General features: G+C 62.9%; 13 protein-coding genes. 5 read left to right on the top strand and 8 right to left on the bottom strand.

The annotated features are described in order from the left end of the window. Window positions 1-2 precede the first annotated feature (2 nt). Window positions 3-815, top strand: coding sequence for an ATP-binding cassette domain-containing protein (locus QMA15_RS13345; RefSeq protein WP_007727336.1), 813 nt, complete (start codon window positions 3-5; stop codon window positions 813-815). Window positions 816-873: 58 nt separating this feature from the next. On the opposite strand, the gene QMA15_RS13340 is transcribed toward QMA15_RS13345, so the two are convergent. Genes QMA15_RS13340 through QMA15_RS13325 form a run of 4 tightly spaced genes read right to left on the bottom strand, consistent with a single transcriptional unit; the run spans window position 874 to window position 4566 of the window. After that, on the bottom strand, window positions 874-1875 hold the full coding sequence (locus QMA15_RS13340; protein ID WP_279163732.1) for a Gfo/Idh/MocA family oxidoreductase: 1002 nt from the start codon (window positions 1873-1875) through the stop codon (window positions 874-876). Continuing rightward, window positions 1872-2738: a TIM barrel protein gene (locus tag QMA15_RS13335; protein WP_279163733.1), complete on the bottom strand. Its 867-nt coding sequence runs from the start codon at window positions 2736-2738 to the stop codon at window positions 1872-1874. Before QMA15_RS13335 ends, QMA15_RS13340 begins: the two co-directional genes overlap by 4 nt. Continuing rightward, the gene (locus QMA15_RS13330; RefSeq protein WP_279163734.1) at window positions 2735-3775 is read right to left on the bottom strand and encodes a Gfo/Idh/MocA family oxidoreductase; all 1041 of its coding nucleotides are present in this window, start codon (window positions 3773-3775) and stop codon (window positions 2735-2737) included. Before QMA15_RS13330 ends, QMA15_RS13335 begins: the two co-directional genes overlap by 4 nt. Continuing rightward, a complete protein-coding gene (locus tag QMA15_RS13325; RefSeq protein WP_020969153.1) occupies window positions 3775-4566 on the bottom strand; it encodes an SDR family oxidoreductase in 792 nt (263 codons plus the stop codon). The genes QMA15_RS13330 and QMA15_RS13325 overlap by 1 nt, the downstream gene beginning before the upstream one ends. A 75-nt stretch (window positions 4567-4641) precedes the next feature. On the opposite strand from QMA15_RS13325, the gene QMA15_RS13320 reads away from it, so the two are divergent. Further along, on the top strand, window positions 4642-5664 hold the full coding sequence (locus QMA15_RS13320) for a LacI family DNA-binding transcriptional regulator (protein WP_020969154.1): 1023 nt from the start codon (window positions 4642-4644) through the stop codon (window positions 5662-5664). Window positions 5665-5722: 58 nt separating this feature from the next. Here QMA15_RS13320 and QMA15_RS13315 read toward each other — a convergent pair whose 3' ends face one another. The 4 genes from QMA15_RS13315 to sdhC are packed head-to-tail and all read right to left on the bottom strand — an operon-like array spanning window position 5723 to window position 9118. After that, a complete protein-coding gene (locus tag QMA15_RS13315) occupies window positions 5723-6490 on the bottom strand; it encodes a succinate dehydrogenase iron-sulfur subunit (RefSeq protein WP_003940925.1) in 768 nt (255 codons plus the stop codon). Then, the gene (sdhA, locus tag QMA15_RS13310; RefSeq protein WP_019747692.1) at window positions 6490-8241 is read right to left on the bottom strand and encodes a succinate dehydrogenase flavoprotein subunit; all 1752 of its coding nucleotides are present in this window, start codon (window positions 8239-8241) and stop codon (window positions 6490-6492) included. The genes QMA15_RS13315 and sdhA overlap by 1 nt, the downstream gene beginning before the upstream one ends. 15 nt (window positions 8242-8256) lie before the next feature. Next, on the bottom strand, window positions 8257-8712 hold the full coding sequence (locus QMA15_RS13305; protein ID WP_003940699.1) for a succinate dehydrogenase hydrophobic membrane anchor subunit: 456 nt from the start codon (window positions 8710-8712) through the stop codon (window positions 8257-8259). 1 nt (window position 8713) lies between these two features. Next, window positions 8714-9118, bottom strand: a complete 405-nt coding sequence (gene sdhC, locus QMA15_RS13300; RefSeq protein ID WP_020969155.1) for a succinate dehydrogenase, cytochrome b556 subunit — start codon at window positions 9116-9118, stop codon at window positions 8714-8716. Window positions 9119-9371: 253 nt separating this feature from the next. Between sdhC and QMA15_RS13295 the strand changes: the two genes are divergently transcribed. The 3 genes from QMA15_RS13295 to QMA15_RS13285 are packed head-to-tail and all read left to right on the top strand — an operon-like array spanning window position 9372 to window position 12159. Then, a complete protein-coding gene (locus tag QMA15_RS13295; RefSeq protein WP_019747693.1) occupies window positions 9372-9776 on the top strand; it encodes a cytidine deaminase in 405 nt (134 codons plus the stop codon). Then, window positions 9769-11064 carry a thymidine phosphorylase gene (locus QMA15_RS13290; RefSeq protein ID WP_279163735.1) on the top strand — a complete coding sequence of 432 codons (1296 nt, stop codon included), beginning with the start codon at window positions 9769-9771 and terminating at the stop codon, window positions 11062-11064. The genes QMA15_RS13295 and QMA15_RS13290 overlap by 8 nt, the downstream gene beginning before the upstream one ends. A gap of 9 nt (window positions 11065-11073) precedes the next feature. After that, window positions 11074-12159, top strand: a complete 1086-nt coding sequence (locus QMA15_RS13285) for an adenosine deaminase (protein WP_097387559.1) — start codon at window positions 11074-11076, stop codon at window positions 12157-12159. Window positions 12160-12162 lie beyond the last annotated feature (3 nt).

Genomic DNA, 12162 nt, shown 5'->3' with positions numbered 1-12162 from the left:
ACATGAGTACCACAGCTGAAGTTCCCGCTCTCTCGAACTCGGGCGGCAACGTGCCACTGATCGAGCTCAAGGACGTCGGTAAGCAATACGGAAACATCATCGCGCTCAAGGGAATCAACCTGCGCGTCGGTGCGGGTGAAGTGACCGGTGTGCTCGGTGACAACGGCGCAGGCAAGTCCACGCTGATCAAGATCATCGCCGGTCTGCACCAGCAGAGCGAAGGTGAACTACTCGTCGACGGCGAACCGACAACGTTCCACTCGCCTAAAGAAGCGCTTGGCAAAGGCATCGCGACGGTCTATCAGGACCTCGCCGTTGTTGCGTTGATGCCGGTGTGGCGCAACTTCTTCCTCGGGCAGGAACTGCGCAAGGGTGGTCTGATCAAGTCGCTCGACGCCAACGCCATGCGCGCGACGACTCTTTCGGAACTGTCGAAGATGGGCATCGAACTGCCTGACGTCGACGCACCGATCGGTAGTCTCTCCGGCGGTCAGCGTCAGTGTGTTGCCATCGCCCGCGCCATCTTCTTCGGTGCCCGCGTGCTGATTCTCGACGAGCCGACAGCAGCGCTCGGCGTCAAGCAGTCGGGAATGGTGTTGCGCTACATCACCGCTGCCAAGGAACAGGGATTCGGCGTCATCTTCATCACGCACAATCCGCACCACGCGTACATGGTCGGCGATCACTTCGTGCTCCTCAACCGAGGCAGGCAGAAGCTCGACGCCAAGTACGACGACATCTCACTCGAAGAACTGACCAAGGAGATGGCGGGCGGTGACGAGCTCGAGACACTGACCCACGAGCTTCGCCGCTAGATCAAAACCTCGCGACTACAGCCTCGGTTCGAATCGAACCGAGGCTGTAGTCGTTTCGTCAGAGGATGGTCGTCGGCCGAACCCCGAGGCCGGAATGCATGTACGCCTCGTCGATCATCGTCATGTTGGCTACCGCGTCGCCCGGTCCGATCGGCAGCGCCGAGACCCCGGACAGATGATCGGCGAACGCTTCGAGTTGACAGGTGTACGACGACTTCGTGCCCAGATGCTCGATACTCGTGCGCCCATCGACAGTGACGGAGACACGGTCGTCGACGTCCGGCTGGAGGAAGTTGTGCACCAGGACGTCTCCGTTGGTTCCGAAGACCCGGAAAGTGAAGTGGTACTGCTCGTCCAACATCGTTGTCACAACGGATGCCCGCGCTCCGCCGGGATACTCGAGTTCGATGTCGAACCACGAATCGACCCCCGAAGCGTATTCCTCGTGGCGGGTCCCGGTCACCACTGGCGCACCACCACAGACGTCACTCAGCATCCGGGAAGCATGTAACCCGTAGCAGCCCAGGTCCATCAGTGACCCGCCTGCCAAGGCGAGCTCCCACCGCGGGTCATTCTCGGATGGTTTGGGCATCCGCAGTACGGTTTCCACCCGAGTGACCGCGCCGACTGTGCCGCTCCGAACCACATCCAGCAGGCGCCGGTTCACCGGATGAAAGAGGTAGTGGAACCCCTCGAGCAGCGTCACTCCGCTCACGCGCGCTGCCTCGGCTACAGCACGCGCTTCCACCGCGTTGCTCGAAAACGGTTTCTCCGTCAGCACGTGCTTGCCGGCCTGAACGGCGGCGAGATTCCACGGTCCGTGCAGGCTGTTGGGCAGCGCGTTGTAGACGACGTCCACCTCCGGATCCGAGATCAGCTCGGCGTACGAACCGACCACCCGTTCGATCCCATGCTGGGCCGCATAGGCTCTGGCCCGCTCGGGGCTGCGTGCGGCAACGGCCACCAGGCGGTGCCCGGTGGCCGTTGCAGGTTTGATCATCGCGTTCTCGGCGATGCGTGAGGCTCCCAGAATGCCTATCCGCAGCGGGGTAGGTGTCACAGAACCGACCGCAGATACTCGACGCTCGCTCGCACATCACGCACCGGTCCCTCGTCGGACGGAGCCTCGGTCAGAATGGTGTCCTGCTCGAGCACGTACCATCCGTCGAAACCGTGGCGCTGCAATATGGCTGTGACACCGGCGATGTCGACGTCGCCGCCACCGAGTGGACGGTACATTCCCGCCTTCACGCCGTCGGTGTAGGTGAGCTCACCACTGCGAACGCGTGATGCGAGGGCATCGTCGACGTCCTTGAGATGCACGTGGGTGATGCGCTCGGGAGCTTGACGCGCCAGGTCGACCGGATCGGTGCCGCCGATCAACAGGTGGCCGGTGTCCAGGCACAGTGGGATGGCCGAGCCGTCGAGCACTCGCAGGACCTCGTCGCGCTGCTCGATCATCGTTCCGACGTGAGGGTGGACAACTGCCCTGATTCCACGCTCGGCGGCGGCGTCGGTGAGGCGATCGAGATTGTGCAGCAGGGTTTTCCAACTCTGCTCGTCCAGTTCTGGGCGTGAATCGTAGCCGTCGGAATCCGTCGCGGCGGCCAGAACCAAAACCTCGGCACCCGAGGCGACAAAACCGTCGAGGATGGGGGAGATGCCGGGCACCGGATCATGATCGTCATCGTGCAGCAGTACTGGTGCAAACCCGCCGACTGCGCTCAGATCATGATCCGCGAGCACCTTGGCCATTTCGGCGGGTGCTGTCGGCAGAAAGCCCTCCGGTCCGATTTCCGTTGCCGCCAGACCGACTTCGCGCATTTCCCGGAGGACTTGCGCAGGGTCGAGTTGGTAGCCCCAGCCCGGGACTTCGCACACGCCCCAGGAGATCGGTGCGCCGGCGATGCGAGGAGTGCTCATGTGTGTGCCTCATTCTTGTCGTGAAGGAACAGATCTTTGACTTCGGTGATCGTGACGGGCCGACCCTCGCGCAGAGAGTGCGTTGCAGCTTCGGAGATCCAGGCCGACTCGACCGCATCTGTGGGCGTGCACGGTGATTCCCGACGCCCGGCGACAACGCCGAGGAATGCTTCGAGTTCCGCACGGTAGGCGGACGTGAAGCGGTCCATGAAGAACGTGTACGGCTCCTGCGAGGGGAACGATGTTCCGGGGTCGAGCGAGCGGAGTGGCAAGCGGTCGTCCAGCCCGGCAACGACGGAGTCCGCCGAGCCGAGTACCTCGAGTCGGCAGTCGTAGCCGCGGCCGTTGTAGCGGGTATTTGACACGACCGCGATGGTTCCGCCTTCGAAAGTGAGAACCGTTGCGGCGGTGTCGACGTCACCGGCATCGGCGATCCCGCGATCACCCTGATTCGAGCCGGTGGCAAAAACCGTGGTGACTTCGCGGCCGCTGACCCACCTGACGATGTCGAAATCGTGGATCGAGCAGTCGCGGAAGATGCCGCCGGAGTGTTCGATGTACGAGATCGGCGGGGGAGCGGGGTCGAGGGTGGTCGATCGGAGAGTGTGGATCCAACCGAGTTCTCCGGATCGAACTGCGTTGTACGCCGCCACAAATGACGGGTCGAATCGGCGCTGAAATCCGATCTGGACTGGTACCGACGTCTGCTCGGCAGTCGCGAGGACACGAACCGAGGATTCGATCGAGTCGGCTACCGGCTTTTCGCAGAACGTCGGGATGTCTCGGCGGACAGCGGCTTCGATCAGGTCGGCGTGCGAACTCGACGACGCGGCGATCAGAACGCCGTCGATGCCTGACGCTAAAAGCGCGTCGGGATCGGCAGCGGACTCCACGTCGAGTTCGCTTGCCACGTCCGAGGTTCGACGTGCGTCGACGTCGGTGACAACCAGTGCGTCGACGCCGTCCGTCGTCAGCAGGTTTCGGGCGTGGTAGCTGCCGATTCGTCCGAGGCCGATGATTCCGATACGAGCGCCCATCAGTCCAGCCCTCCGAAGACGTTCTGGTCCCAGTCGATGATCGAGCCTGTCACGACTCCGCTGCGATCGGAGAGCAGGAAGACGACGAAGTCGGCGATTTCGTCGACCTGTCCGAGCTTGCCCATGGGGAGGGTGCTGCCCGCACGTTCCTGCCAGTCGTCACCAGCGTCGTGAAAAGCTCTCTGCGTGAGGTCTTCTCCCTCGGTCTGTGTCCACCCGATGTCGAGACCGTTGATCCGGATACGATCCCAGCGATGCGCATGGGCGGCGTTGCGGGTCAGCCCCGCCAGCCCGGCCTTCGCTGCGACGTACGGCGCGAGATACGGTTGCCCGCCGAGTTCGGACGTGGAGATGATGTTGACGATGGACCCGGGGACCGCACGCTCGCGCATGTCCTTGACGGCTGCCTGCATCGTGAAGAACGGACCGCGAAGGTTCACCGCGATGTGCTGGTCGAAGAGTTCCTCGGTGGTGTCGAGCAGCGTGCCGCGCGAGGTGAGTCCGGCAGAATTGACGAGGGCATCCACGCGGCCGAAATGTGAGATCGTCTCGGCCACGCTGGCGAGCGCGGAATTGGTCTGCGCCACATCGGCTTCGATGAAGTGTGTTCCCGGAAGTTCTGCCTCGAGAGCCTTTCCGACGTCCGGGCGTCGGCCGGTGAAAGCCACCTGAGCGCCCTCACGGACTGCGGCGCGAACGACGCCGGCGCCGACGCCTTGCGAGCCGCCACTGACCAGTACGACGGTGTCGGCGAGGAGTGCGGGCCTGGTTACGCCCGGCGGAGAAGTCATGGGTTTAGTCTGGCTGTGACGAAGACCTCGAGCAACAGTGAAAAACCATCAAATATCCATCATCGTGAGGTAGTTGTGGCGCATCGATTCAAAGTACGGGAGATCGCTCAGCAGTCGGGCCTGAGTGAGGCCACCGTCGACCGGGTGCTCAACGACCGTCCTGGAGTTCGGGAGGGCACACGATCGGAGGTTCGCCAAGCGATCACGGACCTGGAACGTCAACGCTCGCAACTGAAACTGGTCGGTCGCACGTTCATCGTCGACGTCGTGTTGCAAACCCCCGCAAGGTTTTCCGACGCCGTCCGTGACGCGCTCGAGGCCGAACTGCCGACCCTTGCGCCTGCTGTCGTTCGTTCCCGGTTCCACTTTCGTGAAACCGGTTCGGTCGAAGCGATGACGTCGACGCTCGACAAGATTCGCCGACGCGGATCCCACGGAGTCATCGTCAAGGCTCCCGACACTCCGGAAGTCGTGGCGGCGATCGACCGGTTGGTGGCGGCAAAGATTCCGGTCGTCACGTTGGTGACCGATGTTCCCGGTAGCAGGCGAGCCGCCTACATCGGCATCGACAACCGAGCCGCCGGAGCCACCGCCGCGTACTTGATCGATCAGTGGCTGGGGGATCGGGACGGCAACGTGCTGGTCAGCATGAGTAGCGGATTCTTTCGCGGGGAGGAAGAACGGGAGATGGGATTTCGATCCGCCATGCGCGTCGCGGCTCCGCATCGACGGTTGATCGACATTCCGAACAGTGATGGTCTGGATCAGACGAGTAGGAAACTGGTGCGAGCTGCACTCGAATCCGATCCGCAGATCCGTGCCGTGTATTCGATCGGTGGTGGCAACCTGGCCACTGTCGACGCGTTCGAAGAACTGAACCGGGAGTGCAGTGTCTTCATCGCGCACGATCTCGACGGTGACAATCGAAAGCTGCTGGGGGAGAGGCGAATATCAGCGGTGCTCCACCACGATCTGCGGGCGGATGTTCGCACTGCCTGTCAGGTGGTCATGAAAGAACACGGCGCCATGGGCGCTCACTTCGGCTTTACGACGTCACCGGTTCAAGTCGTGACACCGCTCAACATGCCCCCGACATAGCTGTGCGCGGTTAGGGAGTCCGGAGACTCCCTAACCGCGCACAGGGCCGAAGGCCTGACTATCGAGCGAAGAGCAGAGCTCGCTTGACTTCCTGAATTGCCTTTGTCACCTGGATGCCGCGGGGGCATGCGTCGGTGCAGTTGAACGTGGTGCGGCAACGCCACACGCCGTCCTTGTCGTTCAGGATGTCGAGACGCTCGGAAGCGGCCTCGTCACGGCTGTCGAAGATGAACCGGTGTGCGTTGACGATGGCAGCGGGACCGAAGTAGCTGCCGTCGCTCCAGTACACGGGGCACGACGTGGTGCAGCATGCGCAGAGGATGCACTTCGTCGTGTCGTCGAAACGAGCACGGTCGTGCTGGCTCTGGATGCGCTCACGAGTGGGCTCGTTGCCACTGGTGATGAGGAACGGCTTCACGGCGCGGAATGCGTCGAAGAAGGGTTCCATGTCGACAACCAGGTCCTTCTCGACGGGCAGGCCCTTGATGGGCTCGACCGTGATGGTGACCGGCTTGCCGTCCTTGGGCAGCATGTCCTTCATCAGCAGCTTGCAGGCCAGACGGTTCACACCGTTGATCCGCATGGCGTCCGATCCACAGACACCGTGTGCGCAGCTGCGACGGAACGTGAGGGTGCCGTCGAGGTAACCCTTCACGTACAGCAGCAGGTTGAGCAGACGGTCGGTGGGCAGTGCCGGGACCTGGAAACTGTCCCAGTGCTGGCCCTCGCCCGATTCGGGGTTCATCCGCGCGATCTTGAGAGTGACCATGACGGCCCCCTCGGGAACAGCGGGGAGTTTGGGTGCATCTACAGCAGGCGCAGACATCAGTACTTACGCTCCATCGGCTCGTAGCGGGTCTGGATCACCGGCTTGTAGTCCAGACGGATGTCGGAGAGCAGGCCGTCACCCTCCTTGTACGCCATCGTGTGCTTCATGTACTCGGCGTCGTTGCGATCCGGGAAGTCCTCACGAGCGTGGCCGCCGCGCGATTCCTTGCGGTTGAGGGCGCCGACGACGGTGACCTCTGCCATTTCGAGGAGGAAGCCCAGCTCGATGGCTTCGAGCAGGTCGCTGTTGTAGCGCTTGCCCTTGTCCTGGACCGTGATGTGGTTGTAGCGCTCCTTGAGAGCACGCACATCCTTGAGTGCCTGGGTGAGGCGCTCTTCGGTGCGGAAGACGGAGGCGTTGTTGTCCATCGACTGCTGCAGCTCGGTGCGGATGTCCGCAACGCGCTCGTGGCCGTGATCGGACAGGATGACGCCGACCCAGTCTTCGACCATCGCAGCCGGGGTTTCCGGCAGGTCGACGAACTCGGTGGAGTTCGCGTACTCGGCGGCAGCGATGCCGGCGCGGCGGCCGAACACGTTGATGTCGAGGAGCGAGTTGGTGCCGAGGCGGTTTGCACCGTGCACGGAAACGCAGGCACATTCGCCGGCGGCGTACAGGCCCTTGACGACCTCGTCGTTGTTGCGCAGAACCTCACCGTTGATCTTGGTGGGGATACCGCCCATGACGTAGTGGCACGTCGGGTAGACGGGCACGGGCTCCTTGACGGGGTCCACGCCGAGGTAGGTGCGCGAGAACTCCATGATGTCGGGGAGCTTCTCGTCGAGAACTTCCTCGGGGATGTGCGTCACGTCGATGTAGACGTAGTCCTTGTTCGGGCCGGCGCCGCGGCCTTCCAGAACCTCGAGGACCATCGAACGGGCCACGATGTCACGCGGAGCGAGGTCCTTGATGGTGGGGGCGTAGCGCTCCATGAAGCGCTCGCCGTCGGCATTACGGAGAATGCCACCTTCACCACGGACGGCTTCCGAGATCAGGATGCCGAGACCGGCGAGTCCTGTCGGGTGGAACTGGTGGAACTCCATGTCCTCGAGGGGCAGGCCCTTGCGGAAGATGATGCCCATGCCGTCACCGGTGAGGGTGTGCGCGTTGGACGTCGTCTTGTACATACGTCCCGAGCCGCCGGTCGCGAAGATGATCGACTTGGCGTGGAAGATGTGCAGCTCGCCGGTCGAGAGCTCATAGCAGATGACACCGGTGGCAACCGGGCCGTCCTCGGTCTCGGTGATGGCGATGTCGAGCGCGTAGAACTCGTTGAAGAACTCGACGTCGTGCTTGACGCAGTTCTGGTACAGCGTCTGCAGGATCATGTGACCGGTGCGGTCGGCTGCGTAACATGCACGGCGGACGGGTGCCTTGCCGTGGTCACGCGTGTGGCCACCGAATCGACGCTGGTCGATCTTGCCTTCGGGCGTGCGGTTGAACGGCAGACCCATCTTCTCGAGGTCGAGCACCGCGTCGATGGCCTCTTTGGCCATGATCTCGACGGCGTCCTGGTCGGCGAGGTAGTCGCCGCCCTTGACGGTGTCGAAGGTGTGCCACTCCCAGTTGTCTTCCTCCACGTTCGCCAGTGCGGCACACATGCCGCCCTGGGCCGCGCCGGTGTGGCTGCGGGTGGGGTAGAGCTTGGTCAGTACGGCCGTGCGGGCACGGGGGCCAGCTTCGATTGCCGCACGCATGCCTGCGCCGCCGGCGCCGACGATGACCACGTCATAACGATGTTCCTGCATGAAGTCTGTGCTCCCCTAGCTCGCCGAGATATTGGGGTCGAAGGTGAAGATGACGTACGTGCCCAGGCCCATGATCAGGATCATCGAGAGAACGAGGATCGTGGTCAGCCAGAAGCGCGTGGAGTCCTTGCGGGAGTAGTCCGCGATGACCGTGCGCAGGCCGTTACCGCCGTGCAGCTGTGCCAGCCACAGCATCGTCAGATCCCAGAACTGCCAGAACGGGCTGGACCAGCGACCTGCGACGAATGCGAAGTTCAGACGGTGAACGCCACCGTCGAGCATCAGCATGATGAACATGTGGCCCAGGACCAGAACGATCAGGGCGACGCCGGAGAAGCGCATGAACAGCCATGCGTACAACTCGAAGTTGTTCCGAGCCTTCGCGCGCGGGGACCGCGGGTTGTCCAGGCTTGCGGGACGGTCGTATGAGGTGCCCAGGCTCTTGGCTTCGGGTCCGTGAGTAGTCGCCATGTCAGTGCTCCGCAAACATGTTGATGAGGATGCGTCCGGCGCCTGGGATCATCACCAGGAACCAGATCGTCAGAATGGTCCAGAGCATGACGCGCTGGTACTTCGGGCCCTTCGACCAGAAGTCCACCAACATCACGCGCACGCCGTTGAGGGCGTGGTAGAGGACGACGCCGACGAGGCCGATCTCCATGAGGCCGACGAGGGGGTTCTTGTACGTGTCGATGACGGCGTCGTACGTATCGGGATTGACCCGAACGAGTGCCGTATCGAGAACGTGTACGAATAGGAAGAAGAAAGTAGCGACGCCTGTGATCCGGTGTAGAACCCAGGACCACATTCCGGGGTCGCCCCGGTAAAGCGACCTCGTGCGCTCCTTCTGAGGAGCGGCTTCAGTCGTAGTACTCATCGAGTGCTGTGCCTCCAACGTCATTGGTGGACGCGTCGAGCCTGCAGAGAGCTTCGATGTACCTCAGCCCGGGCTCGACGGGATCCTGAACCGACTTGACTCAGACTCTAAACCTATGTGAAACCGGGAACTAATCAGATGCGGGATTCGTACGCGTACCAAACTCTTTGTAAGGTTTGCCTTTCCAATCTCACCTAGCCGGTTTCGGCGTGGTTTCTGCATCCATTCAGTCGGCGTGATTGGATAACGAACCATGGGTGACATTGACTGGAAGTTGTTGCGGCACAACGCGCAAGTGGTCATGCGGCAGGCTTATGCACCGTACTCGGGCTATGCAGTGGGTGCAGCTGCCCTGGTAGACGATGGTCGGATCGTCTCAGGATGCAATGTGGAAAATGTCTCATACGGTTTGAGCCTGTGTGCCGAATGTGGACTCGTCGGTAACTTAGCCGCCACCGGGGGCGGGCGGCTGGTTGCCTTCACATGCTGCGACGCGAAGGGCTCGATTCTGATGCCATGCGGCAGGTGCAGACAGCTTCTTCTCGAGCACGGCGGGGGTGAGATGCTTGTCGACACGAGCAGTGGGTTCAAGCCGCTGAGCGAGCTGTTGCCTGATGCTTTCGGGCCGGAACAAGCAGAGGGGCTCCGCCATGTTTGACGCAGTTTCCATCATCGGCGCCAAGCGTGACGGCCGCGAGTTGTCGGGAACCGAGATCGACTGGATAGTTCAGGCGTTCACTGAGGGGGTCGTCGGTGACGAGCAGATGTCGGCGCTCGCGATGGCGATCTATTTCCGAGGAATGTCACGAGCAGAGACCGGCCGATGGACCGAGGCAATGATCGAATCCGGCGGGAGGATGGACTTTTCGGACTTGCCGCTGCCCACCGTCGACAAGCATTCCACCGGTGGTGTTGGGGACAAGATCACCCTTCCGCTCGCGCCCCTCGTCGCGGCATGTGGACTTGCAGTCCCGCAGTTGTCGGGACGCGGACTCGGCCACACCGGTGGAACTCTCGACAAGCTCGAGGCCATTCCAGGTTGGCGAGCCGAGCTCACGGCGACGGAGATGGTCGACATTCTCGCGGACCCGAAAATCGGCGCGGTGATCTGCGCTGCCGGAGCGAACCTGGCCCCCGCCGACAAGAAGCTCTACGCGCTGCGCGACGTGACGGGGACGGTGGAATCCATTCCGCTGATCGCAAGTTCGATCATGAGCAAGAAGATTGCCGAGGGAACCGGCGCCCTGGTGCTCGACGTCAAAGTCGGTTCCGGAGCGTTCATGAAGGACCTCGGCGACGCGCGAGAGTTGGCACGCACGATGGTCGAGTTGGGCAACGACGCCGGCGTGCGCACAAGTGCTCTCATCACCGGGATGGACACCCCGCTGGGATTGACGGCTGGCAACGCTCTCGAGGTGCGTGAATCCGTCGAGGTACTGGCAGGCGGCGGGCCGTCCGACGTCGTCGAGCTGACCCTGGTCCTGGCTCGGGAGATGCTGTCCGCGGCTGGGATCGACGGTATCGACCCCGCAGACAAACTGGCCGACGGCACGGCCATGGACCGGTGGCGCGCGATGATCGCCGCACAAGGCGGGGACCCACACGCGACGCTGCCGACAGCTCGGCACAGCGACGTCGTCACCGCGGACCGAGACGGCGTACTGACCCGACTCGACGCCATGGCGGTGGGCATCGCGGCCTGGAAGCTCGGAGCCGGACGCGAACGACAGGGCGAAGCCGTTCAGGCCGGTGCCGGCATCGAGATGCACGCGAAGCCCGGCGACGTGGTCCGCGCCGGACAGAAGCTGATGACACTGCACACCGACACTCCCGAGAGATTTGATGCTGCGCGGCGGAGCCTCGGCGGAGGCTGGTCGATCGGGGCCGATTCCGACACCGTTTCGCGACCGTTGCTCATCGAGCGAATTGTGGGTGATTCGCGTTAGCGTTGGCGAATGAACGCACCGGAGTTGACCACGATCCGCAGCGCACCCAAAGTTCTTCTCCACGATCATCTCGACGGAGGACTCCGACCCGAGACTGTCCTCGAACTGGCCGAGCAGTGTGGGTACGACGAGCTGCCGGCGAATACGGCATCCGAACTGGCGCAATGGTTCCGAACTGCCGCTGACAGCGGATCGCTCGAGCTCTACCTTGAAACATTCGCGCACACAGTCGCCGTGATGCAGACTCCCGAAGGGCTCGCGCGGGTCGCGCGCGAGTGCGCCGAGGATCTGGCCGACGACAACGTCGTATACGCCGAAATCCGTTTTGCGCCCGAGCAGCACCTGGAACAAGGCCTGAGTTTGGACGAGGTCGTCGAGCACGTTCTCGAAGGTTTCCGGGCCGGCGAATCCGCTGCCAGGGTCGCGGGACGGGAGATCCGAATTGGGTGTCTTCTCACGGCGATGAGGCATGCCGCCCGGTCACGGGAGATCGCCGAACTCGCTGTGCGATTCCGGGACCGCGGCGTCGTCGGTTTCGACATCGCCGGTGCCGAGGCCGGTAACCCGCCGAGCCGGCACCTCGACGCCTTCGAATACATGCGTGATGCGAACGCCCACTTCACGATTCACGCGGGTGAGGCGTTCGGGTTGCCGTCGATCCACGAAGCCATCGCCTTCTGCGGAGCGGATCGGTTGGGTCACGGCGTGCGGATCGTGGACGACATCGACGTAGCCGGCCAAGGTGGGGCAGAGCTGGGTCGACTCGCGAACTACGTCCGTGACATGCGCATTCCCCTGGAACTGTGCCCGAGTTCGAACGTGCAGACCGGAGCGGTAGCCGCCCTGGCGGACCATCCGTTCGGACTGTTGGCGGACTTGCGCTTCCGCGTGACCGTCAACACTGACAACCGGCTGATGAGCGACACCAGCATGAGCCGGGAAATGGCCGCGTTGGTCGAGACCTTCGGTTACGGCTGGACCGATCTGGAACGCTTCACCATCAACGCGATGAAGTCGGCCTTCATCCCGTTCGACGAGCGCCTCGCGTTGATCGACGACGTCATCAAGCCGGGTTACGCCGTGCTCATCGGCTAGCTG

This window comes from Rhodococcus sp. APC 3903, from assembly GCF_030407755.1.
Taxonomy (GTDB): Bacteria; Actinomycetota; Actinomycetes; order Mycobacteriales; family Mycobacteriaceae; genus Rhodococcus_F; species Rhodococcus_F erythropolis.
Note: the sequence above shows the minus strand (reverse complement) of the source record. Positions and strands in the feature narration are given on the sequence as shown.